Below are 24,498 nucleotides of genomic sequence, written 5' to 3' on the forward strand. Positions count from 1 at the left end.
TTCATATGATCCTTCACAAAATTGACTCTAAAAGATGATTTAAGGAAAAACAATGCAACGAATTTTTATATTTCTGTATTCGCTATTTGCATGCATATTCACCATGAACCCTCTTACACCAATAGCTCTCAAAGACACGCAAGAGGCGAAAAATGATTTACGCATTTTAGAGTTATTACCGAATTTTTTATGTCCTTTGGCTGTGGACCCCGGCATACCTGCAGATTTTATTGCTCTATCTCCTAGAGAGACTTTAGATCCATATGATTGGAGTTATTGGGGTCCTAAGGATGTTCTTAAGGCTTATTTTGAGAATCCTACTTCTTTAAAAGTACCTATTTTGAGAGTCAAATTAAGCCCAAATGTTGCTCAGACTGGTCCAAATTCATTTAATAATCAAAAATCTCTTAAAATGCTCGAAAAAGAAGACCCTAAAGGGTTTGTTTCCATTGAGACTCAATGGGGAGATTACCCAATTCTTGCTATCCGAACCCAAAGGGAAGGTCAATTAATTTTCATGGCTTGGGTAGGCCTGAATGATCCAGGAGCTGGTTGGTCCCTGATGTTTAATCTTGTATATCCTGAAAAGAAAGGTCATCCAAATAAGGAGGATCGTCAGCTTTGGGAAAGTTTAATTATGAAAACTACACAATTGAAAGATGGAGACTATTTTAAAGCTTGTGGTCAGGATCTACAAGAAGGATATACCCTTGTGAATGTCGGCGGAGCAAAATTGAAAATGCTTGCAGAGAAGAGGCAAAGTGATGGGACATTACAAGTTGTTATAATTCCTGAAGGTTCCGACGTTGAATTCCATTATGTTGATATGATGGAATGTTTGATGGGCGCCAAGTGGAAATATGGTGAACCCATAGTCAAAGTTTATGGTGAAATTGCAGTCAATAATGAGAACGTTAAATCTACCACAGATTACGTCACCTCCATATTCTTTAAAACTGTACCAGAATTTTCATTTAAAAAAGGCGATGGAAAGAAGCTCTTAATTTTTCAAAAGATTTGTGATAAGACAGATTAAGTCAATACTTCTCCTAATCTCCTAGATTTCAAGTTTGTTTTTGTAATCTATTAACTGTTTTTTATGTTGATCTACAAGCAGCTTTTGCCAGTCATTGATTGGTTTTAAAGCAATTTTATCTGTGGCGCTTTTGCGTTCACCACTGTCAGAAACTGTTAATAGAAAAAGAGAGGTTGGGTATCTTCTCCCATCAATTTTAACATCCACGAATCCCTGCCAGCACAAAGAAAGAACTCTTAAAAAACTTTGTCCACAAGTTGCATCAGGCGCTTGTACAACTTCGTGAATCCGACGAGCTGCAGCTCCTGCTATAGGACCTAATGCATCAAAAGGGTAAGGCTTGGCAGGAAAACTAGATCTTTGCAGAGGCAATGGAGCATAAGCTACGCTGGTTTTTTGATTAGTTTGTTCTTTACACTGTCTTTCTAATTCAGCTGCACGAATCTCAGAATCAATGTATTCATTTTCTTGTTTACCAAAATTTTTTGAAGTATTATCCATTAGTGTAATCCTTTTGAATGATTCTATGAGCCTGCCTTGCACGCAGGCTTTCTCCAAGTTCAATAAATTCCTCAAGGCTGATAGAGTTAAATTTATAGGCTTGACAACAGTCCTCATAAAGAAGAGCTGCCTTGTCAAGTTCGTCGATGTTCGGCTCCAAACAATCCCTAAAACTATCTACTAAATTAGATGCTTCTTTCATGCTTTCGACTAGTTGAAGAGCCCACCACTCAGTTGTTGTCATTATCACCTTTCCTAGACTTACGTTGATGGCTTGTTAACCAATTTATAAAGCCAGAACGTGAAATAATTATTTTTCTTCCCACTCTATAAATTGCTGGCGCTAGACCATTAATTCCTGCGCGCCAAATTTGCCAATACAACGCACGTTTTGAAAAAGGACAGCAAGAATCTTTAACGAGTTGGCTTGGGTCCATAAAGTCTTTAGGTTTTTCATCAGTAGACATCTGTGTTTCCTCCTGTTGTTTTGTATGGATTCATGGAAATACATGGCGTTTTTAGTCGCATTTTAACGAATCTAGGAAAAAATCCTAGAGTTTGATAAGGAGACACTTATCGTCGAAAATAAAAAAATATCGACGCATTTAAATCTACCTTTGGCCTAGAAAATCAATTGGATTAGGTGATATACTCAGATTCTTTAAAGAGTGCTAAACTTGCTACAACAGCTAAAAAATTAGGTGAGGTTAGGGTTTAGTAATATCTAATAACGTGTGAGCTATTAATAATTTTATAAAACAATTACCTTGATGAATTTTAAAGTTTAAAACATATGAGTTTCTTAAAACTTACAGAAATTAAAGGACATTATGGTCGATAATAAACAGATCTTTACTCCCGTTATTAAAACAGAACGTCTTGTTCTACGTCAGTGGTGCGAAGACGATTTGGAGCCTTTCGCTAAGCTTAATGCAGATCCACGTGTTATGGAATGGTTTCCATCTACTTTAAGTCGCTTGGAAAGCGATGATCTAGCTAAACGCATTTCGCCCAAATTGCAAGAACAAGGATGGGGATTATGGGCAGTGTCTATTCCAGATATTTCTTCTTTTATTGGCTTTATTGGCTTAGCTGTCCCTACCTTCAACGCTCATTTTACGCCTGCAGTAGAAGTTGGCTGGCGACTAGCTTATGAATATTGGGGGAAAGGCTACGCTACTGAAGGTGCTTTAGCTGCTCTGAAATACGGATATGAGGCGTTAAATCTCAAAGAAATTGTTTCTTTTACAACAGTAGCAAATCAACGTTCTAGGCATGTCATGGAAAAGATTGGCATGCATCATGATCCAAAAGGCGATTTTGATCATCCCAAACTACCAAAAGATCATCTGCTGAAAAAACATGTGCTTTATCGTATGAATCATAATGAATGGAGAGTTTTATAATGCCTCTTCCTGATGCACTTTCTGATATAATGAATAAAATAGAAGTCGTTGAATATGACCCAAACTGGCCTGAATTGTTTGAGGTAGAGGCTGAGCGAATTAAACAAGCCTTGGGACATAATTGCATAGAAATTCATCACATTGGCTCTACTTCCATTCCTGGATTAAGCGCTAAACCTATTATTGATATGCTTCCTGTAGTACGAAATATTCAAGAAGTTGACAAAGCAACTAAGGCTATGGAGTCCCTAGGATATGAAGTTAAAGGCGAATATGGCATTGCTTTCAGGAGATATTTTCAAAAAGGTAAGAGCCTTCGAACTCATAATGTGCACGTTTACCAAGAAGGTGATCCTGAAATCATTCGTTACTTGAATTTTCGGAATTGGATGCGTTCTCATCCTGATGATGCTAATAGTTATGCCAAACTTAAATTAGAGTTAGCAAAAAAATTCCCTTACGACAGTCTCCAGTATTGCAATGGAAAGGATGCTTTCGTTGCAAATATTGACGTAAAAGATGGTTTTGATGGATGGCGTATTGTAAAGGCCTTGACTGATCGGGAATGGGATGCAGTCCGCCTTCTTCGCCAAAAATATTTTTTTAAGTCAAAAGAAGATCCTTATACTTGGACGTTTACACATAAAGATCATATCCATTTTGTCTTTTATAAAAACGCTGAAATAATTGGTTATGCACATCTTCAACTTTGGCCTGAAAATAGAGTTGCATTAAGGATTATTGTAGTTGATGAACATTACCGCAAGTTGGGATTTGGAAGCCAATTTTTAAGACTTTGCGAACGCTGGCTTTATCATCAAGGATTCAAAAAGTTACTCATTCAATCTTCACAAGAGGCATGTCAGTTCTATCGTAGACTTGGATATACAGAAATGCCTTTTAATGACCCTGATGGTTATAAGGGTGATCCACGAGATTTCGAAATAGGAAAATGTCTTACAGTTGATCGCATGGATCGACCGAAAATCTCCATTTACATTGCAACAAGCATTGATGGCTATATCGCTCGTAAAGATGGCGGCATTGATTGGCTCGATCGAGTTGGTGGCTTCGATGAAGATTACGGATTTCAAAAGTTAATGGATAGTATTGATGCCTTGATTATTGGTCGTAAAACTTATGAAGTGGCTATAACAGTGCCAAACCTCTATGCAGGAAAAAGGGTAGTTGTACTGAGCAACAGTTTAAGTACCGTCAGAGAAGATATGGAGCTTTATTGCGGAGATTTAATCCAATTAATTTCTCAACTTCATTCGGCTGGAGTTAAACATATCTGGATCGATGGAGGTGTAACAATTTCCCACTTTTTAGATTTGCAGATAGTAGATTCTATGACTTTGTCTGTAATTCCTATAATCCTCGGATCAGGGATACCTCTTTTTAATCCAATAGACAAAGAACATGCGTGTCGACTCATTTCTTCCCAATCTTATCCTAGTGGTCTTGTTCAATTAAATTATGAGACGAACTAAACTGAGGTACTGTTGAATGACAAATGAATCGATCCAGATCATTTACTTAAATGGGCCATCGAGTAGTGAGAAGACAACTCTTGCAAAAGCATTACAACATGCTTTCGAAGGGCCATTTCTACATATTGGTATTGATAAGATTATTGGATGGATGCCAGAAAAAGTAAACGATTGGACTGACGGAGAGGCTCCTATTGGATACAGCTGGAAAAAGAGCGAGGATGAATTTGATAATCCTATTCAAGAGCTACAGGCAGGTCCTTATGCTCAAAAAATAGGCAAAACATTTCAAGAGGTAGTGCTTGCACTTGCCAAAATGGGTCATCGCATTATTATTGATGATGTTTCTTTCGGCAAACAGCAACTTGACGAGTGGAAAGGAATCTTAAAAGATTTTTGAGTTTTATGGGTTGGAGTAAATGCTTCTCTTGCTGTTTTGGAACAGAGAGAAAAAGATCGAGGAAATCGCGTCTTAGGATCTGCGCGATGGCAGTTTCATAAAGTACATGCTGATGCAACTTATGATCTTGAAATAGAGACGCATCATGCCCCTCTAGAGGAAAATATCGAAAAAATTAAGTCTTTTACTCCAAAAGGAGAAACCACAGGAGATAATCTTCAAGTCATTTTTAAAAACAAGTCGTCTTATTCTTCGCCTTCCTAATGAAACTGATAGTCTCAAATTTAAAGCTTTTGATGAACGGAATATGGAACATCTGTCTCCATGGAGATCAACATCTGGAGAACTAAAAAAAGACCATAAAACTCAGCTGACACAATGGGAGCAAGAATTTAAAGAAGGCAAATCCATTTGATTTTTATTATTCCTAAAAGACAATCTTGAAGGTGAAATAATTGGTTTTTGTAACTTTTCTCAGATTTTTCGAGGACCGTTTCAAGCTTGTTATTTGGGATATCACATCGATAAGAACCTGTTTAAAATCTTTTTAAAAGGAGAACCACAAACGCCAAAATGACCAGATTTAAGCTTGTATTCAATTTTCTTTCGCAGTTTTTCCATAACCTTCTGCATTTTTCTAGCCAGCTAAAAGAGCGCTCTACGATCCATCTTTTCGCAATCACTTTAAAAGCATGCAATTCGTTTCTTTTCGTTATCTCTACTGTACATCCCCATATCTCTTGAATACCATTTGAAAATGGTTCTCCAGAATATCCTCTATCTGCTAAAATATTTTTTACTTCAGACAAAACACTCTTATTCAGTAAACATGCTTCTAGAGCTCCTTTTCTATCAGTAACATTTGCTGTGGTTATATGAATAGCATGAGGCAATCGTTGAGTGTCTACTGCTATGTGCCGTTTGATACCTGAGATTTTTTTTCCTGCATCATAGCCTTTACTTTCAGCTGTATCGGTATTCTTAACGCTTTGCGCATCAACTATGATAAAACTGGTTTTCTCGTTCCGACCACTGCTTTGTCGAACCTCTCCAACGATTTTTTTTTAAAACTTGTTCTAGAATACTTTCAGAAGTTTGTTGATCTTTTTTAGACCAAAGAGTGAAATAATAATAGCATATTTTTCATTTAGGATATTCTTTTGGCAACATACGCCACTGACAACCACTTTTCAAAGTGTATAAAACCCCACAAAAAACATCATAAAGATCTATCTTTCGGGGACGTGTTTTCTTTCGGATAGATTCAAGGATTGGCTTGATTTTATCAAATTGTTCTCTAGAAATATCGCTTGGATAAGAATGCGTCATTATTGCCTACAAATTTTTTTTGAAGGCAATTATACACGATTAAAAGATTTTAAACAGGTTCTAAGAACTTTGAAGGAAAAGGACTTATGTCAGAAGCTGTCGCAAAAGCTATTAAATATATGGTTGAACAGCAAAAACTTCATCGAATTATGGCTAATTATATGCCCTCCAACAAAAAAAGTGCTTGCTTAATTCAAAAACTTGGATTCGTTGTAGAAGGGCATGCTAAAAAATATCTGCTTATTAATGGACAATGGGAAGACCATATTTTAACCTCCATAACAAATGAAAACTGGCTTCCTTGAGAAGATTCTTAAATATATCATATGATTTACTGGCTTACTGACGAATCGAATAAACTTCTTGCCAATGAACAATTTTCTCTGAATCATTAAATTTAACCAATAAAATTGCATCGAAAATATCTTCTTTTCCCTGCAAACGTTTGACAATAGCTTTTAGTGGCATAATGACAGTCGATTCCGTTGTGAAATATTCTTGTACTTGATAGTCGATAGTGTCTATATCTGAGCGAAACTTTTTCAGGAACTCATAGTAATTTTGATAATTGGCATCATATTTTCTTCCATTTGCTATAACTACAAACTCAGGAGCAAATAGCTCTTTTAAGTCTTCGATTTTTAGATTAGATCGACTTGTTAATTTCTATTTATTCCATTCTAAAAGGCGTTTTCCTTTAGCGATAACGGAATTGGGTTCGGTTGTTTTATTATTTGAAACTCCTAGTTTATTCAGAATGAAATCCACTCTTTCTTTGACTGAAGTTTTAGGGATGAGCACTGTTTCATAGCCAAAATTTTTGTACTTAATGAGGAGCTCATTAAACTCTTTCTTTGCTGATTCAAAATCATGTTTTCTTTCTTTATCATTGGCGTAGATTTCTTCCCATGGTGGCACTAGAAAAACTAAGCGGTTATATTTAAACTTCTCTGCAGCCTGTTGAAAATACTCTGGTTGAGGCTGATCTAGCAAAACGGCATCGATAATTCCCCGATCGAAGAAGATAAGCTTTTGGGACTCATTCTGAGAATTGAACTGAAATAAGTAGCGAGATAAAGCAAGTTTCAAAAACTTATTAAGATTTATCCAGGGTAAAGCATCGCCTTTAATTGCAGTTTGCTCCTTGACTATTTGCCTCCCTGGTTCTGGCATAACAGCATATCCTCGATTTATAAGTTCAGACAAAAGCGTAGATTTTCCTCCTCCTGAACATCCAGAAATCACTACATAATTGTTTTTGATAATCGGAAAGCTTGTTTCATTTAGGTAATTATTTTCTAAAATCTGTGAAAAAATATTTGCATTCATAAATATGAATCCTAATAAAATTAATGAAAATATTCTCATTTTAAATCTCTTTTACCTCTAAAATACCTGTGAAGAACTTTTTTAAATCTGTTGCTACTTTTTCTAAAGAGATAAATTCATGTGAAATATCCTTTAAGAAAGCGTTCCACTTATCTTTTTTGATAGAATTATCATAGAAAGATTCTAAGAAAGCAATAGGAGTAGTTTCAAAAACTGTTCCTCTGTTCGCCAGAACTTGGTGAATGATCCCTTTAAGCTCATTTCGATCGAAATCAAATTGCTGAGTCAACAACCAGATGTCATAAAAATCTTTCATGCGTGTATTTGCAAATCCCAAGCGAACAATAGATTCAAATTTTTCTGCTATGGATGTTTGTGGGGTATATCCTTTAAGCTCTGGTGCAGGAAAATCTAAAAGCGTAGGATACTTTACCTTTGCAGGGTGAGGCAAGATTGTATCACTAAATCCAAAATCTATTCGCATCGGAAGTTTTGCTGTAAATAACTGAGCAGAAAATGCCGCACTGATACCACGATATTCGGCCTGTAGTTGAGCTTCTGACAACTTCAACGTTTCTGACATAAATTTCAAACCATCTGGAATAACTTCTATAGCGCAAATTTCGTTAATAATTTTCTGTAAATTTGCAATAGAATTGGAGGTTTTTGCCAGGAGATCTATGTCAACGGTAGCTCTGTGGCTCATTGGATCCCACACCATTAGCATTAAACCGCCTTTTAAATAGAAAGCGCTTTGATGTGAAGAGGCACTTAAACGGTATAAAAAGCGTTCCATTGCGTAGTATTTTAACACTTCTTGAACTGGTCTTTTTCTCTGTCTTGCTACATTTTTTAGGCGGCTGTAGATTGACTCTTCTAGATTCTTTTTAGCTTTTTCCATTCTATTGACTCACTATCGTTTCCATAATGGGCTGAAGGATTTTTTCAACTCGATTTTGTTTTGCGTATTCATACAATTTATCGATCTGAGTTCCTTTACGCTGCCAATACATCTTTAAGGCTTCTATGACAACATCCATGCCAATTTTATTGCGGAACTTAACGCAGTCTGCCAAAGTTTTTTCAATATTGAAAATTTTGACTGGATAGCCGCCAATCAATATTGTTTCAACGCCAGTATTATAAACCTTTTCAGAGTAATGAAAGAAGCGAATTGGGGGATAATTCAATCTCGATTGTCTTGATTTTGTCGGAATGGCGATATAAACAAAGTGGGGAATCTGTGTCGTAATTTCGTGATAAGCTAAAGCTGAAATCAAGCATATAATAGCCTGAGGAATTTTCTTGGAGACAAGAACCAGATCAGGCTCAGAGAAATCGGGAACTTCTACCAGCCTATAGACTCCCTTAGCTAGCTGCTCCAATAATCCCTCATCTCTTAATTGATAAATAATCCGAGGATGGATACCTAAACGTATGGCTTCTGCAGTGCGAAGTAACCCTTGGTTTTCCTTAAAGAGTTCTATGGCCTTTTCTTTTGCAGTCATGGATAGTTATGTTGGTAAATATTGACTTTTTACTACATTTTTATCCAAAAAGAATTTCTAGTCAAGCGCAATTGCTCTCTTATTAGTAATGCACATTCGGTGCACACTCGCAATCTAAACACTATTGCATTTGACTAAACAAGGCTGTTGAATAAATAGGAATTTCTCTAGTATGCTTGTTCTATAACAAATAGCTGCATGCTGTGATGTTTAGTATGATGGCGGACTCATAACCCGCTGTTCGTAGATTCAAATCCTACTTGCCCCACTTTTTTAAACCGTTCAAAATAAACAGTTTTCGTTCTGATATACTCGCCATACACACAAATCACATGGCATTATGTCAAAATTTTTTTCAGGATTCTACTCCTTTCGCGCATTTCATACCCAGTCTACTAGCTTAATTCATGAAAATTTAGGTCACTTCGATTGATTTTGACTGAAATTTAGCTCTATCTTTCTACAATGTAGATCATAATTTATGGAAGAAAGGATGAGAATGGAGTTTGTTCAGCAAGATTTTGAAATTGACGATGTCCTTTGTAAATATTTGATGGCTCATTTATCGATTGTTGAAAAAGGAGCCCCCAAGTGATTCCCCGGTTTGGTTTCTTTGGAAAGAATCCTGCTTTTGGATTTTCGAAAGTTCTCAAGACAATTTTGTGAAAAGGCTACATGTTGAGTCGCGATGCGCTGCCGGGATAGTGGAATACGACTTGGAAAAAGGCATTCTCAAACATGTAGGCATACGAGGTTAGCGGTCCTTGCAAGCTGCGATAAAGGGCACTTGATGCGCTTTGTGTCTAAATACTTAGGCCCGGATAAAGAGAGTTGAAATCCTTGGTTCGTAGCAAACATCGTCGATCCATTGGACGTCATGATAAAAAATCACTCCTCAATCGATCGTCGCCAAAAACGTCTCGTTTTTTAAACGGGGCCGGATCTAGCATCATAGGGATTGTTTATGGAAAAGCTGCAAGCCAACATCGCCAAGATCTATGGCAGGAGTGGAGAAAGCTGGCTTGTTGGACTGACTCTACCATAGAAGAGTTAAAAAGTGCGTGGGAATTGTCCGAGTTGAAGCCGCTTTCGAATCTCAGCTATAGCTATGTGCTGGGAGGGTTTCAAGGTTGCACTCCTATCATTTTGAAACTCAGCCCGGATTATGAACAGATCAAGAAGCGAGCCCTTGATGTTTTCAAAGGATTCGGAGCGGTTTCTGTTCTTGGTCGCAAAGGCGGTGTCCTTTTATTAGGGCGCGCAATGCCAGGAGCTTTGTTAAAAAACAGTCATTCTAAGGAGAGCAGAATAGAGATTGCCTGTAAGGTTATGAACAGGCTGCATCAAACTCCCCTTCCAATAAAGGGGCGTTTCCCTGCATCGAAGAATGGCTTATCACAATTGACAAAGAATAGGACCTTCCGAAAGATCATTTGGAGAAAGCCCACAGTTTGAAAAAGCGACTCATGAAGAATAGTTCAGGTCGCCCAAGTTCTTCTTCATGGAGATCTCCATCAAGAAAACATCTTCTCTCAAGGGAGCTGGGCAGTCATCGACCCGAAAGGAGTCATAGGCTGCCCCATATATGAAGTTTGGGCATGCGTCGAAGATCCTAAGAGAGATCTTAAATTTATCTCCATCTATTTCAAATATCCATTTCAAGTGATGGCTGAGTGGTATATTACGATCGCCTTATTTTAGCAGCCTGCTGGCAGGAGGAAGACGGCCTTGATGCCGACCACTTTTAGCTCCAGCTCAATCAGTTCTGCCTATGATTGAAACTTAAGTCATTCTAAACAATTGTTATATCAAAAGCGTGGAGCAACCCAGAAGCTTCTGCAAAAGAAAATTTTGCTTTCTCGATTTTATTTGATTTCGGATCGATATCACATTGGGTACTACTAGAAAAATCTGCATTGCACAGATCGCAATTGTGGAAAATTGCTCCTGACAAGTCAACGCCGCTGAAATCAGCACTTTTCAATGTTGTGTTTGTAAAATGGCTGTCTTTTAATTTGCTTCCATTGAAAGAACTACTCTTCATGTTGAGATCTAAAAAATTGCAGTACTGCAGCAGACAATTCTTAAAATTCGCTGAGAAAAATGTCTTCTCGCATTTGAAAAAATTCATCTCCAGTAATCTTGAAGTCTGAGAATTGAACATTCTGAAGATGGCAACCGTCCAGCTTTACAAGACTGAAATTGCAATTCGAGAAAGTGCACGATTGAATTTTGCATTCCGCTGGATAGTTTCAGAGAAATCACAACTATTGAAGGTGCAGTCAGTGAAGGAATGCTTTTCTAGGCTTTCCTTGGAAAAGTTTTCCGATTTGATTATCTCTCTATCTATATTCTGTTCAATTTCAGGCATTTATAGCTCTAAGTTGGTATTTCCTCACAGCTTCCGTAGGAGGCAATTGCTTTAAAAACTCTTGAGATAACTGGAAGTCTGTGGTAAAATAAAAACAATAATAACTCGTTGAAGGAGCTAGGTCTAGTGAGAATTTAAGTTTGAATCCAATCTGTTAACTAAACAACCCAAGGATCAAACTTATGTCTCGGCTTCTCATACAATTTTCACATCTTTTTAAATCTTTTCGCTCTTTTCCTCTCTTCGAGGATCTCTCCCTTTCGATTAATGAAGGCGAACTTTTTGCCTTGATCGGCGAAAACGGGGCTGGAAAAACCACGCTGCTTCAGATTCTGGCTGGAACCATGCAGCCTGATTCCGGCAATTTCAGCAAAGGTTTCAGCATTTCAATCGCCTTCCTTTCACAGGAAATCGTTCTGGCCAATCCTTCAGTCTCTGTAAGGGAATTCATAGAAGGAAATTCTCTTTCGGACCTTGAAAAAGAAATGGCAGCCTGCCTGGAAGATCCAGACCGTTTGGCTGAATGGGCTGAGCTGCATGAGAAATACGAGCAGTTAGGCGGATACCGCCGGATTCCGATCGAACAAGTTCTACGCGGACTGAAGCTGGAAAGCAGCCTGCTCGATCTACCTCTGTCCCGCTTAAGCAGCGGACAAAGAGTGCGGGCAGCGCTGGCTAAAGCATTGGTAAAAAATCCGGATCTTCTGCTTTTGGATGAACCGACCAATCATCTCGACCAGGAAATGCTTGAATGGCTGGAATCTGTTTTGAAGCAGAGGCAAGGAGCCTGCATTATCGTCTCGCACGACCGTAAATTTTTAAATGCCGTCTGCAATAGGCTCGTCGAAATCAAAAACGGCAAGCTCACCAGCTACGGAGGCAGCTATGACTTCTATCTTACAGAGCAGGAAAGGATACTGGAAAGGCAGATGAAAGCCTATAAAGCTCAAGAGGAAGAAAGATCTTTTCTCAAGGAGAAAATCAAAGCAGTTACCTTTTCCAAAGGAAAGCCCCCTCCTCCAAAGGACCGCAATATCATAGCTTACTACGATAAAAGAGGGGAAAAGCATCAAAAATCGCTGCAGCATAAACTCAATGCCATGAAAACCCGGCTTGAAGAAATCGAAGCCGATCTTCTTCCTCATCCAAAGCCGAAAAGCATCAAGGGCCTCAAATTTGTTGAATTGCCTCTGGCATCTTCTGTTGCGATCGAACTGGATCATGCGGGCAAGGCTTATGGAAATAAAGTTTTATTTTCCCAATTTTGCAAGAGCATCTGCAAAGGAGACAAAATTCTTGTCACAGGCCTGAATGGATGCGGAAAGACGACGCTCTTGAAAGCGATTGCCGGAATCATTCCATTGGACGAAGGAGGTATCCGCTCGGCACCTACCGCAAAAATCGCTTTCCTAGACCAGGAAGCCAAGTTGCTGCCTATGGATCAAACGCCTCTTCAATACTTTGAAAGCCAGTTTCATCTATCTGAAGAGGGCTTAAGGCGCGAACTTCATAAAGCATCCTTGGAGGGAGCGGATTTGCTAAGGCGCCCATTTTGCACATTAAGCACAGGGCAAAGAAAGCGGATGATGTTGCTCGCCCTTGTTCTGGAAAAGCCCAACGTCCTCTTATTGGACGAACCTACGAACCATCTGGATTTCATGACCTTGGAAGCCTTTGAGAATGCCCTTCTCGAGTTCGAAGGGGCCATCGTAGCGGTATCGCACGATGCCACCTTTATTGAAAAAATTGCTACTCAGGAATGGAGGCTTGGATCAGGAACATATCCGTTTTGTGCTCAATTGGATTGAATCTGGAAGTGAAAACTTTCGTATACAAAAACTAGCGACTCTGGATACACATTTAGTTGCATATTTCGTGGTTGTCTCTCCAGAAATAGATCAGATTTTATTAGTAAATCATAGAAAATCCGGACTATAGTTTCACCTGGCGGTCATATTGGCCCCGGCGAGGTTTTCAAGGAAGCGATCAAAAGAAAAGCCAAGGAAGAGTTTGAAATCGAGGCCGAGTTTTTATCTAATGAACCGCTTTTGCTAACGGTAAACAAAACAGTAGAGAATGTTGCCAAACATACAGATGTATCACTTTGATATTTGCTTAAAGGCGATTCAAGCCAAGCTTTGGATTACGACTCTAATGAATTTCATCAGTTTTGTTGGTTTTGGATCGATGAGTTTCCATTCGAGAAATCCGATCCACACATATGAAGAGGTTTATACAGAAAATGTGCTATCAAATGAATCTAAAGATAGACAGCGTAATAGAGTCTGACAAATGAACTTAACCATTCATTCGTTAAATGCTAGCAAAGCTGAAAAAGCTTGCTGAGAGCTCACACGTTTTCTTCCTGAATATTTCGGTATTCATGAGGCTAATGAACGCCATGCAAAGGGAGCAAGAGGGCTACCTACTTTTGGTGCGAAGCTTAGCGGTATCTATTTAGGATTGAACTTGTGCGAAATACCTTTTCCTAACAAGGTTAATATTTACTAGATGATAGTCAGAAAAGAATATCGTGGTCAACAAATAGGTTAAGCTCTTTTGAAATATGCTGAGACTTACTGTTCAAAGAAACAGTGGGCATCCATGACTGTTGAAACACTAAGCCCTGCGGAAAAGGACCCCAACTACATAAATACGTACGCTTTTTATAAGCAGAATGGGTTTGATCTTTTATTCAAAGTTGAATACTTATAGACCTGATTTTAAAATGGTATATTTATACAAAAAACTTAGAAAAAATAAAAAGGATTGATCTTTGATCAAGTTTATTTCAGTAGTCTATTGAAATCTCTTGATTTAAAATTTAACACAAAAACCCAGTTGATGGAATTGGGTGTTTCTGTTAAATTGAATACAGGAGATAACCTATGAAAAAACCTACAAACCTAAGTATTATTCGTCCGCTTTTTGCTCAATCCTCATTCACTGCAGAAGAGGTTAAACAATTTGGGGTTTCTGCTGCTCATCTTGGCTACTATATTAAGAAAGGTCTAATTAAACGACTAGGGCGCGGCATTTACCAAAGTGCAGACTATCAAGGATCTCCTGAAAATTTTCGATGGGAGGATCTTATAGAGGCTGTAAATTCTGTACCCAATGGGGTTATTTGCCTTATTTCTGCACTAGCTATCCACGATATAACCGAGGAAATTCCGCGAGAACATTGGATTGCTATACCACATACTACTTCCATTTGTAGAGGCGCTAAAGTGAGAATTGTGAGATTCCGCAATATGGAGCTTGGAAAAACAGAACTTGACCTGGGAGGTGTTCGCATTCCTATATTTAATCGCGAACGGACCATCATCGATTCCTTTAGGCTACTGAGTCGAGAAACAGCCATCAAAGCTTTAAAAATGGCTTTATTCCAAAAAGGGACAATGCGATTGGATCTTAAAAAACTGCAGTCGTACGCAAAAAAACTTAGATTTAACATTGCCCCCTACCTTATCACGGCAACAACATGAATGAACAAGGACTAAAAGATCGTCTTCAAGCTATTTCTAAAGAAAGAGGTATCAATTTCAATGAGTGCTGGAAAAAGCTGCTTCTAGAACGGTTTTTATCCCGATTATCTCGATCAACATATACTCAACAATTCATTTTTAAAGGAGGTTTTCTTCTCGCCTACCTCATGGAAATTGGACGAGAGACGACTGATCTCGATTTTTTACTCACAAGCATAAACGCCAGTGAAGACGAGATAAAGGAAGCTATAGAAGAGGTTATCGCAATAGAATCAGAAGATGGATTTTCGTTCAGTTATGAAGGAATAGAGCTTTTAGAACAGCCTCATATGGACTATCCAGGATATCGCGTCGGTTTGAAAGCAATATTTGGCCGCATGAGGGATAAGATTCAGATCGATGTAGGCATAGGAGACGTAGTCACGCCCACCACTCGCGAATTGCACTTCTTTCAGTACAAGGGTAAGCCAATGTTTGAAGGTGAAATTTCCTTGCTTGTCTATCCTTCCGAAACAATTTTTGCAGAAAAGCTTGAGACAGTGCTTTCTAAGGGAGCTGCTAATAGCCGTATGAAGGACTATCATGACCTGCTTCTACTCGCGCGCGAACCACATATGATTAACTTTAACAAGTTGCAAGTATCGTTAAAGAATACGTTTAGCAATCGCGGTACGACTCTTGAGCTTATTGATTTCAAAACAAATGAGCTCAAGCTAATGCAAAAACTCTGGGTTGCACACATCAAAAATTTAGGCCATGCAGCTCAGAAATTGAAGCTTCCAGAGAACATTCAAGATGTCATTATAGAACTCAATACAATCATCAAGAGTGTAGAAACATGTTAAATCTACCTCTAACATGAAGATGTGAACTGCGCTTCTAAAAAATCAACGCCTGAATTTCGGCGGCAGCCTTTTTGCTAATTCAATACAATGCAGCAAAGCAAGAAAATGCAATAGAGTGATATTAGCCGAAAACAAGAGAGAATACTATCTAGCACTAATTGATAAAAAACAGAATATGAGGGGATCTTCTTTGTTGGAGCTAAAAGCATTGAGTATTTTGTCGTCCAACATGTCTTGCAAGGAAGCCAAAACTTGAGATTGTGAATTTTTCAAAACTGTCCAGCAGGCACTTTTAGTCTCGTTTAGACTTTGTAAACGCTGCAGGCCTCTTTCTCATCCTAATCATGTCTCTAAACTTGTGCAAATTCTGGTTGAAGCAGTCGAAAAAGCCCCGAAAAAACGTTGGAAAGACAGATATTTTCAAGAATTATCCGTAGATACTTCGACTGCTCGCCGTCAGTTTAAGAAAAGATTTGGTATGACGTTTGTTGAATATGCATGTGCAAGACGCATGGGACTGGCTGTGAAACAAATAAGAGCTGGTGATCCTGTGATCGAAGCTCAACTCTCAAGCGGCTATGAATCCGGTAGTGTCTTTAGGGATACCTTTTCACGAATTATGGAGTGCCTCCGTCGAAGTTCGGGAATGATAAAATTCTTAAGGCATCATGGCTCGATACGCTGTTTAGTCCAATACTATTTATTACAGATGAACAGGCTCTTTATTTTCTAGAATTTGTAGACCGTCGCGGTTTAGGAAGGGAGGTTGAACGACTTAGACAAAAAACTAAATCAGCGATTATTTCGTGTTATACAAAGCCTATTAGGGCAATTGAAAATGATAGGGCGCTATATAGAATTAATTTTATCTTCCAAACCTAAAAATGTTTAAGATATTTTACGGCACCTAAGTAGTGGAAAGAAAAGCTGGATAAGTAATGATTTAGAGCTGGTAATGAACAAAAATATTTGAAAAAGAATAAGCAGGCGATTTGATCGATTCTCGTATCATGTAGAGTATAGGGGAGCTTCCACTGCTGAAATGGGCTCCAAACTTATGACAAGCATTACAAAGGCAGTCATTCCAATAAAAAATTAAAGGTAAAGAATTGGCCAAGGCAACGCAATAAATTAGTACAATTTATGCAAGCATTAGCATATTTCAAAGTTTTTGAAAATTAATAAAAATAAAGGTTTAAAAGGTTTGAAGAGAAGTTTTTGTACTTTTTGAACCTGTGTTATAAATTAGGATTTTTTGTGGAAATAAGTTCTCTTTCCAGAGTAAAAATCCTTCATATTGATCCATTCAACCCAATTTATAGCCTTCAGGGTTAATGGTTGAATAGGAATTGGTCTCTTTATGCAGACTGCGATAGAGCTCAGCAACTCTACTTTCGATTAGGATATGTCTCTGATGGTTGCGGGATAACTTACAACTATCAGCTTATAGTTACTGGTAAGTCTTATCCATTAGATGACAAACTGATCCTTTGGCTGACAAAAAACTTATAATACTAGGATAACTTACAAAATGACAAGTCCAAACCCAAACTCTTTTCATCCAATTAAAGATTATGACAAATTAATTTTTCTAAAAAACTTTGTTAAAGCCAGTAATATTTTTATCGGGGATTATACCTACTTTGATGACAGAAGATATGGTCCAGAGAGATTTGAAGAGTACAATGTTTTGTATAACTATGACTTTTCAAAAGTAAAGCTTGTTATCGAAAAATTTTGTGCCATCGCAGCAGAAACTCGCTTTATTATGACGGGGGACCATAAGCTCGATGCAATTAGCACTTATCCTTTTCCCATATTTGGCTATGGTTGGGAAAGCGCTTTCAATGTTTACGACTTACCAGTCAAGGGAGACATTATCGTCGGCAATGATGTCTGGTTCGGATATGATTCCCTAGTTATGAATGGTGTGACGATAGGTAATGGAGCGATCATTGCAGCCAGGGCAGTGGTTGTAAAGGATGTACCTGCTTACTCAATTGTTGCAGGCAACCCAGCTAAGGTTGTAAAAATGCGATTTGATGATAAGACTATCGACCGTTTGCAAAAAATTTCTTGGTGGAATTGGGAGATTGAAAAAGTTAATAAAAACCTAAAACTGATCTGCCATCTTAATATAGATCACTTAGAATTAGCATCCCATGAATGACGAAGCTTCCGAATAGGAATAATTCTGAATTGATAGAGATATTATCTAAAAAAGAATTACAAAAGTAATATTCACCCATTTTTAATCTTTAAAATAGATTTAGTTTTTTTGAATTCAGTCAAATTTATGACAAATTTCCTGATATTCACCAATTAATTAGTATATTTAAATTTTCTAAACTTCCTCTTTGATTTGTCTGGAATCACGTAAAATGTTGCAGATTGACAATCAGCTGCTTGTGTTAAGATGAAAAACAAATTCTCTCTTTGATGAATAACTTAGAACAATTTATCACGGATGTTACCCCGGGCAATATTGATCCTCTTATCAAAATGACAGTTATTCATCATCAATTTGAGAGTATCCACCCTTTCTATGATGTCAATGGCAGAAATGGGCGTATTATTAAAATACTTTGTCTTGTGAAGCACATGGTCTATTGGATACCCATTGCTCTATTTTTCTCGTTATATCAATCAGAATAAGGGTAAATATTACCGATTGCTTCAATCAGTTTGGGACAACAAAAATTGGGAAAAATTGGGTGCTTTACATACTAGAGTAAATCGAACAGACTTTGCGCCAAACTACACGTTTGATAATAAGAATAAGAGATTTAATCTAGCATCATAAGCATAAGTTACGCGATGAGCTAACAAAGATGTACCGACAGAACTTGTTAAATAAACTTTTTCGTCATCTTACACGAAAATTGATTTCGTCATGCATGTGCTGCAAGTTACACGCAAAACAGCAGCAAAATAACTTAATGAGCTCGTAGAAATTGGCCTGCTTTCTAAGCATAAAAGAGGGAAAGAAAATTATTATATGAACGATGTCCTATTTGATCTTTTGTCCGAGGTGGGCTTAAAACAAGAGATCATTTCGTGAGTAAAATATGTAAAATAGGGATATGTGAGAACCAGCATGGGCACAAAACATGAATTTTCTACCCATGATCAATTATCATATTTACGATTTCATCTGAAAAAAATATTGATGATTTCCACAGCTTGATATAACGATTTACTCGTTTCGATAGATATCAAAAAACTATAGAATGCCAAAATTCAAACAGCGCAAAAAGAAATAATTTTTAATTTAATTAGAGAGCATCAAATTGTTGATCCTTTAATAGGTAATAAATACAATAATTAAAGATTTCTTCTAAAGCATAGCTCATAGCTAACTCAACAAGAAACGCATGACTGTTATCATAATGACAGCTACTAGTGGATACGCAATACTATTAGCTAAGATTGGATTTTGAAGAATCAATGTTAGTGAAATACTAAGAGATTCGTAATTGCCCTAGAAGCCTCTCTGTCGGCTATTAAAACGAAAGATAATCGTTGTTGTCCTAAATAGCTAAATCTAGTTGTATTTAAAAATAATTCTTTAATATTTTATTTGAAGGGCGCTTTGCAAGCGCCCACGCAATACCCCTACATGCCTCAAAAATGAGAATGGTCTTTTTATCCATGATTTATTCTCGTTTGTCTTAAATTCGCAGAATTTTAGGATAATAAAGGGTACATGTAGTATGAAGCCGGGGAAAAATAGAAATGTTCTTGGTCACGTCATTTTAAAATTTTACGCTCATCCCCATTTTCCAGAATCTTCAATCAAAAATTGCACAAATTCAAGTATCGGAATCCCTATCTCCAGTAATCTTGAATGGCTTTCCATTGAAATATGTGGTACACGGCAGCCAATCCAACGATTGCATAAACCGCTCTGGCAAGCACAGGAAATTGGCCAAAAATAAATTCTACGAGGTTGAAATTGAATAGACCGACTAGTCCCCAGTTAAGACCCCCAATGACTAATAAAATAGGGGCGATGATCTCTATAGTTTTCATATATTCTCCTTAAGTTAGTTAGCCGTTCATCTAAAAAATTTAAAGGTTTTTTTATATTCATGCAACCCTATTAGAAATAGTTTGCACAAAAAATAAAAAATTTAACCCTCCAACATAAGGGGACTTAATTACTGGGCTACCTGATGAACAATCCTTTCTCTCTGTGGCAAATGGTCGAAAAGTGATGTCAAAGTCAATTGGCCCGATACTTGATCAAACCGGAAAAAGTCTAATCTAGGTTTCTCTGTTATAAAGCGTGCGCTTTTTATTTTTCCTAATGTATGCACTTTCTAAAATGGCTGGTGGACTTCCTCAAAAGCCTTAAACCATGAAACCTTAAGCTTCAGTTATCATAGCTTACTGCCTGAGCTATTTTCAGATGGTGAGAATACATTCTGGCTTTTTCTCGTTATGAAAAGTTGGCCTTGGAAAAATCATTTTTATGAGGTCATCACAAGCTTCAAAGACTGCAAAACATCCATTTAGGTATGTCACTGGTATCTGTAAATATATTATCTGTGCTATGCAAGCTAGTTTGTTAAGATGAATGATATTGTTGTGTAATCTGAATTTTCATTTCATCATTATAAGTTTTTTTTGAAGCTTATAAATATCAAAAATATTTACTATACTATTGCCCAAAAATGGAACTGCTTCAATTGTACCTTTTGCAAAATTATAAAAACCTAAAGTTGCCTCATTTAGGTGGCTATTTCTATTTTGCTTGTCAAAAATAGCTTTTGCTAAGTGAGCAATTGTGTGTACAATTCCAAGAAGTGCGCGTCCTGTACCTGTTACAGTGCTTAGTCCAGGAATAATACCGCATATATTTAACCAGTTAAGTCTAAGTCCACTATAAGTAAGAGTATTTTGTCTAGTACGCTTAGGTTCATTTATTACTGTAATTGATTCATCTGATTCATTTTCAGATACTGCTAAACGATAGTTAGTAATATTTTTTGTTTTAGTAATTCTTAAATTATTTGGATTTGGTAATATCTGATCTTAAAAAAGGTCCCGTTAATAAATTACCTGTTATAGAAAAGCTTATGTTAATTCCTCATAATTAAAAAATTTTACTATAAAAGTAACTATATTTGGCTTTTGATAAAAAATCAACTAATTTCAAACTTATCATGCATAATTCACATCGTCAATTCAGCTATAAAAAGTTATAGAAGATTTTAAACGATTTTTATAAATTGAAATTTTCTAAATTGCTATTTTGCTTATTTTTAACCTGTTGCTAATAATTGTAATTTAAGGTGCACAATATAAAAAATACTGTGATATCAAGTAGTTAAAAAGTAAAGGAGTTTATAAACAGATGAAAGTTTGCCTTGCAAGGCAATTATAAAAGGAATAAATTATTTTATAAAAGCATTGAAGTTTTTAATTAGATAAGTAAAGAAGTATAGAAGATGAACAATACTTTTAAATCAAATCCCTCTAAATTACAAAATCCAGAAAAACAAAATTACCTCAAAATCAACAGCAAAGAGAAAAACTCCAAGTTTCAAATATTGAGGCAACTCTTTAAAAAGCTACATTTCCAATGAATAAAGCGATGATTATCAATTTTTTTAAAAGCGACATGAAAAAGTTAGCATGCTTAGACCTTGTCAATTTAATCAATGAAATTAATGATATGATTTATCATAGCTCATCTCAACTCATTCAAGAACCTGAATCGATATATCAAAAAAAAGGAAAAATCAATAGAAATTAATTAATTTAATCGAATGAGTTTTTAGTTTAAATTTTTATTTAAATTAAAAGTAAAAGGAATAAATTAAATGTAAAGCCGTGAGACCTCTCATCATTGCGGAAGTAAAAAAATGAAGAGAGAGGACCCTAAAGTTTATGAAAATATAATTACTAAATTGAATTTTTTTTATTTAGATGCCCTTGATGTTTTTGTTGCAGCCAGAAAGGGAATTGCTCCTTCAGATGAAAAGGTGACAAATCTTAAGGTGAAATTAGGAATTGCATTGTTGTTAAAGTAGAAGTAAGTGAATTAATAGTCGCTCTAGTTAAAAAAGCAAAACTCACGGATATGGATGGTTGTTAAAGCTGTGCTAGAAAACTTTGCGCTGGAACGTATTAATTTCCTTTAAAAATAAAGAAGCTCTTAGAACAAGGTTATGTAGATTATCTAGAAAAATAGATTTCCTTTTTCAAAAAGGCGAGGCAGAGAGTTCAATACGCAATTTAGTAAGAGTATTAGGAGTTATTAATGAAATTACAGTTAAATATTATTAATACTAAGGTTAAAAAAATTAAAAATTGATGTGTTTTTGGTCTCTAATTTTAATAACTAGGAGGTTTCTAATGTCCTTTAAAATGTGTTTAGTCATAATTTTAAGTCTTACAGCCTGCATGGCTAATTTAACTGCGGAAGCAGACCTTTCTAATTTATCTCAAAAAGTTACTTTTCAAAATCAGGCGCAAGCACAAAAAGATATTCAAAATCAAACCCAGCAAGCTAAAGAAGAGGTACAAAAAAGTCTTGTTCCTGACGCTATTTTTATTGTGAATGAAACAAAAAAGGCCATTAATTTTATTAAGAATGGACAAATGGCAGAAGCTTTGTCTGCTGTTGAAAATGCCACTGGTAAAAGTGATGTCTTATTAGCTCGTCATCCTGAGAATGCTTTGCTACCTGTAGATTTTGCTATTAAAGTTATTGATAGTGCACCTGTAGAACTAAATAAGATAAATGGAATTGAGAAATTGATTAAAAAAAACATTGACTATAAAAATTATCCAGTTAGTCGTGCCTTGCTTAATTTCTTATGTAGTGAGATTGATGTTGTTACCTATTGTTTACCTCTTGCGTATTATCCTGAAGCACTCAAAAAAGCGGCAAGATTGTTGGAATTGAAACAAGCTTCGGAAGCAAGTTTGGTATTAGACATAGCACTTAATACATTAGTAGAGATGCACCAAACTTTTCCTATACCGACAATCAAAGTAATTACTTTGTTGACTACAGCTGAAGACATCTTGGAAAAGGAAAACGATAAAGAGAATGCTTTAAAGCTTGTAAATGAGGCTAAGTTCGAGCTAAAACGTTCAATAGAATTGGGTTATTTAGAAAAAGATGAGAAATATAGGGCTTTAAATGAAGAACTTACAGATCTGGAAAATAAAATTAATAAAAATCAAAAAAGTACTTCTAGCTTTAGGTCTTTAAAGGAAAAATTTCGAGACTTTTTAAAAATTTTATCTAAGCCAAAAAGTGCTTCTCGATGTTTAAACGAGTAATTGTAGTAATGAAGAAAGTGTAAAGTCCTTAAAAGCTATGGAGTGTCAACTCCATAGCAAAATATATTTGAAAATCCCATGCATTACTAGTAGGTTAATCAGGTATTACCGTACAAACTTGTCAAGTTAAGTATACGAATGTGGTGTTAGGCTGCTGCCGATTTTCTTGTGATTCACCTTTTAAAAAGCAAAGTAGATTCTGCAAAGATTATTGATTGAAATGACTGAGAAAAGCCGAAGGGTATCACTAATATGCGGCAATGGTGGTGCAACAAATAACCTAGTCAGCCATGTCAGCCATCTGAAACCAATAAAATCCCGTAGCATTTTCACCATAAATATCTTCTTATCTATAGGGATTTAGAGTTTTGGGTAATGTGGCAAACCATAGCCCTCATAACTCGCTCTGTTCCTTGATTCAAGTCCAAGTTGCCCCACTTTTTAAATGCTCGAGAGGTAAGCTGGGAGAAAAAATTAGATAAATTTATTGACCAAGCTAACTCTTCGCCATCTTTGTGGACTATTCCTGAGCGACAGGTAGACAAAAGGCCACAAAAAAGCACAACAAATTACTCATTAGTAGTAACAGATAACCCTAACAATCAAGAAGGGGGGGATATTAACACTATTAAAAAAAATAAATAAAAGAATAGGAAAAGTTGGCGTTGTTAATTACTCGCTCACATTTTTTAAAGACATCCTTCTGTTATAAAAACATTTAGTTCATATAACTTAGTCAAAAAAAATTAGAAGAAGAATACCGAAGTCAAAATCGGTAGCGCTTGCTATTTAAATAAGTTAAAGGAACAAAAACACACTCTCAGCGAGGCAATTGATCAAAACATCCCTCCGGTCTTACCCATTAAGCCTAAAAATACAAGCAAAGTGCAGCAGAACTTACTCTGGTAGAAGAACCGGCTTCGTAACTTACATTCTCCATTGCCTTAAACTGAGCCTTATAGTGTGAAGTACGCGATCTACTTGTTACTGAACAGACTGGTTAAAGTAAACCTCATGTAGCCCACTATCCCTGTGCATTTTACTTATCCGGTCTATTACACCCATCTTAATCCGATAAAATTCAGTAGTCTTTTGTTCAAAAACCATTTAGTACCTTAATTATAGCGATTGGATGAAATCGATTTGATTGGCAGATCATCGCTCTTATAAATCGTTGGTCGTAGGTTCTAATCTCATTCGCCTCCTTCTCTTTAACTTACAACTGATCAAGAGCAAGCCTTGTTTCTATGGAAAGTTCTTAGTACTTCATAATGTTTCTGAGCATAACTTAACACATAACTTCTTCGCGCTGACATGGCTATTAACCATAGGAACGCATTAAGATTTTAAACTTTATTAGTTCGATGAGATTTAATATATGAGTAAGATTAAATCATTAAAAAATTATAACGGGGCATGACAGGAATGTTGGCCAACCATCTATCACATAACTTCGTAAACAATTGAGTAAATACGTTTCGGATGCTGGTTTC

Annotated in this window: 21 protein-coding genes and 5 pseudogenes; 15 read left to right on the forward strand and 11 right to left on the reverse strand. The window is 36.6% G+C overall.

The window, feature by feature from the left end:
- Nucleotides 1–52 precede the first annotated feature (52 nt).
- The gene (locus PC_RS10935; protein ID WP_232086049.1) at nucleotides 53–1,036 is read left to right on the forward strand and encodes a hypothetical protein; all 984 of its coding nucleotides are present in this window, start codon (nucleotides 53–55) and stop codon (nucleotides 1,034–1,036) included.
- A 21-nt stretch (nucleotides 1,037–1,057) separates the two neighbouring features.
- Here the strand turns inward: PC_RS10935 and PC_RS10940 are convergent, their stop codons facing one another.
- Genes PC_RS10940 through PC_RS10950 form a run of 3 tightly spaced genes read right to left on the reverse strand, consistent with a single transcriptional unit; the run spans nucleotide 1,058 to nucleotide 2,004 of the window.
- The gene (locus tag PC_RS10940) at nucleotides 1,058–1,537 is read right to left on the reverse strand and encodes a DUF3987 domain-containing protein (protein WP_039356962.1); all 480 of its coding nucleotides are present in this window, start codon (nucleotides 1,535–1,537) and stop codon (nucleotides 1,058–1,060) included.
- On the reverse strand, nucleotides 1,530–1,781 hold the full coding sequence (locus PC_RS10945; protein ID WP_181679028.1) for a hypothetical protein: 252 nt from the start codon (nucleotides 1,779–1,781) through the stop codon (nucleotides 1,530–1,532). Before PC_RS10945 ends, PC_RS10940 begins: the two co-directional genes overlap by 8 nt.
- A complete protein-coding gene (locus tag PC_RS10950; RefSeq protein ID WP_039356968.1) occupies nucleotides 1,768–2,004 on the reverse strand; it encodes a hypothetical protein in 237 nt (78 codons plus the stop codon). Before PC_RS10950 ends, PC_RS10945 begins: the two co-directional genes overlap by 14 nt.
- 363 nt (nucleotides 2,005–2,367) lie before the next feature.
- Between PC_RS10950 and PC_RS10955 the strand changes: the two genes are divergently transcribed.
- The 3 genes and pseudogenes from PC_RS10955 to PC_RS11680 all read left to right on the forward strand — a co-directional run bounded on the left by PC_RS10955 (nucleotide 2,368) and on the right by PC_RS11680 (nucleotide 5,100).
- Nucleotides 2,368–2,943 (forward strand): GNAT family N-acetyltransferase, encoded by a 576-nt coding sequence (locus tag PC_RS10955; RefSeq protein WP_039356972.1) that lies wholly within the window; start codon nucleotides 2,368–2,370, stop codon nucleotides 2,941–2,943.
- Entirely contained in the window at nucleotides 2,943–4,436 is a 1,494-nt protein-coding gene (locus PC_RS10960) for a GNAT family N-acetyltransferase (protein ID WP_181679029.1), read from the forward strand. The genes PC_RS10955 and PC_RS10960 overlap by 1 nt, the downstream gene beginning before the upstream one ends.
- Before the next feature lie 16 nt (nucleotides 4,437–4,452).
- Nucleotides 4,453–5,100, forward strand: a pseudogene (locus tag PC_RS11680) (chloramphenicol phosphotransferase CPT family protein).
- A 272-nt stretch (nucleotides 5,101–5,372) separates the two neighbouring features.
- Here the strand turns inward: PC_RS11680 and PC_RS10975 are convergent.
- Nucleotides 5,373–6,165 (reverse strand): annotated as a pseudogene (locus PC_RS10975) (IS5 family transposase).
- Nucleotides 6,166–6,239: 74 nt separating this feature from the next.
- Between PC_RS10975 and PC_RS10980 the strand changes: the two are divergent.
- Nucleotides 6,240–6,470 (forward strand): annotated as a pseudogene (locus PC_RS10980) (GNAT family N-acetyltransferase); the annotation flags it as partial.
- 34 nt (nucleotides 6,471–6,504) lie between these two features.
- Here the strand turns inward: PC_RS10980 and PC_RS11840 are convergent.
- The 4 genes from PC_RS11840 to PC_RS10995 form a co-directional block, all read right to left on the reverse strand.
- Nucleotides 6,505–6,633 (reverse strand): hypothetical protein, encoded by a 129-nt coding sequence (locus PC_RS11840; protein WP_269474206.1) that lies wholly within the window; start codon nucleotides 6,631–6,633, stop codon nucleotides 6,505–6,507.
- A gap of 198 nt (nucleotides 6,634–6,831) precedes the next feature.
- Nucleotides 6,832–7,494 (reverse strand): AAA family ATPase, encoded by a 663-nt coding sequence (locus PC_RS10985; protein ID WP_162180805.1) that lies wholly within the window; start codon nucleotides 7,492–7,494, stop codon nucleotides 6,832–6,834.
- Nucleotides 7,495–7,534: 40 nt separating this feature from the next.
- The gene (locus tag PC_RS10990; protein ID WP_052236299.1) at nucleotides 7,535–8,395 is read right to left on the reverse strand and encodes a nucleotidyl transferase AbiEii/AbiGii toxin family protein; all 861 of its coding nucleotides are present in this window, start codon (nucleotides 8,393–8,395) and stop codon (nucleotides 7,535–7,537) included.
- Nucleotide 8,396: 1 nt separating this feature from the next.
- Nucleotides 8,397–9,002, reverse strand: coding sequence for a type IV toxin-antitoxin system AbiEi family antitoxin domain-containing protein (locus PC_RS10995; RefSeq protein WP_052236300.1), 606 nt, complete (start codon nucleotides 9,000–9,002; stop codon nucleotides 8,397–8,399).
- Nucleotides 9,003–10,079: 1,077 nt separating this feature from the next.
- Between PC_RS10995 and PC_RS11685 the strand changes: the two are divergent.
- Nucleotides 10,080–10,703 (forward strand): annotated as a pseudogene (locus PC_RS11685) (aminoglycoside phosphotransferase family protein).
- A gap of 91 nt (nucleotides 10,704–10,794) precedes the next feature.
- On the opposite strand, the gene PC_RS11010 reads toward PC_RS11685, so the two are convergent.
- Together PC_RS11010 and PC_RS11925 are read right to left on the reverse strand one after the other, a co-directional pair.
- The gene (locus PC_RS11010; RefSeq protein WP_011175062.1) at nucleotides 10,795–11,133 is read right to left on the reverse strand and encodes a pentapeptide repeat-containing protein; all 339 of its coding nucleotides are present in this window, start codon (nucleotides 11,131–11,133) and stop codon (nucleotides 10,795–10,797) included.
- The gene (locus PC_RS11925; RefSeq protein WP_079890459.1) at nucleotides 11,087–11,233 is read right to left on the reverse strand and encodes a pentapeptide repeat-containing protein; all 147 of its coding nucleotides are present in this window, start codon (nucleotides 11,231–11,233) and stop codon (nucleotides 11,087–11,089) included. Before PC_RS11925 ends, PC_RS11010 begins: the two co-directional genes overlap by 47 nt.
- Nucleotides 11,234–11,555: 322 nt before the next feature.
- Between PC_RS11925 and abc-f the strand changes: the two genes are divergently transcribed.
- From abc-f to PC_RS10275, 7 genes and pseudogenes are all read left to right on the forward strand, one after another.
- Complete coding sequence (gene abc-f / locus PC_RS02490) at nucleotides 11,556–13,181, forward strand: ribosomal protection-like ABC-F family protein (RefSeq protein WP_011175064.1); 1,626 nt, start codon at nucleotides 11,556–11,558, stop codon at nucleotides 13,179–13,181.
- A 126-nt stretch (nucleotides 13,182–13,307) separates the two neighbouring features.
- Entirely contained in the window at nucleotides 13,308–13,481 is a 174-nt protein-coding gene (locus PC_RS11930) for an NUDIX domain-containing protein (protein WP_420885288.1), read from the forward strand.
- 780 nt (nucleotides 13,482–14,261) lie between these two features.
- Nucleotides 14,262–14,861 carry a type IV toxin-antitoxin system AbiEi family antitoxin domain-containing protein gene (locus PC_RS02495; RefSeq protein WP_011175066.1) on the forward strand — a complete coding sequence of 200 codons (600 nt, stop codon included), beginning with the start codon at nucleotides 14,262–14,264 and terminating at the stop codon, nucleotides 14,859–14,861.
- The gene (locus PC_RS02500; protein ID WP_011175067.1) at nucleotides 14,858–15,706 is read left to right on the forward strand and encodes a nucleotidyl transferase AbiEii/AbiGii toxin family protein; all 849 of its coding nucleotides are present in this window, start codon (nucleotides 14,858–14,860) and stop codon (nucleotides 15,704–15,706) included. The genes PC_RS02495 and PC_RS02500 overlap by 4 nt, the downstream gene beginning before the upstream one ends.
- Before the next feature lie 115 nt (nucleotides 15,707–15,821).
- A pseudogene (locus PC_RS11935) lies at nucleotides 15,822–16,561 on the forward strand (bifunctional transcriptional activator/DNA repair enzyme AdaA); the annotation flags it as partial.
- A gap of 676 nt (nucleotides 16,562–17,237) precedes the next feature.
- Nucleotides 17,238–17,876, forward strand: coding sequence for a CatB-related O-acetyltransferase (locus PC_RS02510; protein ID WP_011175069.1), 639 nt, complete (start codon nucleotides 17,238–17,240; stop codon nucleotides 17,874–17,876).
- A 257-nt stretch (nucleotides 17,877–18,133) separates the two neighbouring features.
- Entirely contained in the window at nucleotides 18,134–18,361 is a 228-nt protein-coding gene (locus PC_RS10275; protein WP_269474220.1) for a Fic family protein, read from the forward strand.
- Nucleotides 18,362–19,534: 1,173 nt separating this feature from the next.
- Here PC_RS10275 and PC_RS02515 read toward each other — a convergent pair.
- Complete coding sequence (locus tag PC_RS02515; RefSeq protein ID WP_039357006.1) at nucleotides 19,535–19,738, reverse strand: DUF378 domain-containing protein; 204 nt, start codon at nucleotides 19,736–19,738, stop codon at nucleotides 19,535–19,537.
- 1,838 nt (nucleotides 19,739–21,576) lie between these two features.
- Between PC_RS02515 and PC_RS11030 the strand changes: the two genes are divergently transcribed.
- Together PC_RS11030 and PC_RS02520 are read left to right on the forward strand one after the other, a co-directional pair.
- Nucleotides 21,577–21,744, forward strand: coding sequence for a hypothetical protein (locus PC_RS11030; protein ID WP_155117103.1), 168 nt, complete (start codon nucleotides 21,577–21,579; stop codon nucleotides 21,742–21,744).
- A gap of 373 nt (nucleotides 21,745–22,117) precedes the next feature.
- Complete coding sequence (locus tag PC_RS02520; protein ID WP_181679031.1) at nucleotides 22,118–23,005, forward strand: YfdX family protein; 888 nt, start codon at nucleotides 22,118–22,120, stop codon at nucleotides 23,003–23,005.
- Nucleotides 23,006–24,498 lie beyond the last annotated feature (1,493 nt).

Origin of the sequence: Candidatus Protochlamydia amoebophila UWE25 (assembly GCF_000011565.2) — a bacterium.
Lineage (GTDB): Bacteria > Chlamydiota > Chlamydiia > Chlamydiales > Parachlamydiaceae > Protochlamydia > Protochlamydia amoebophila.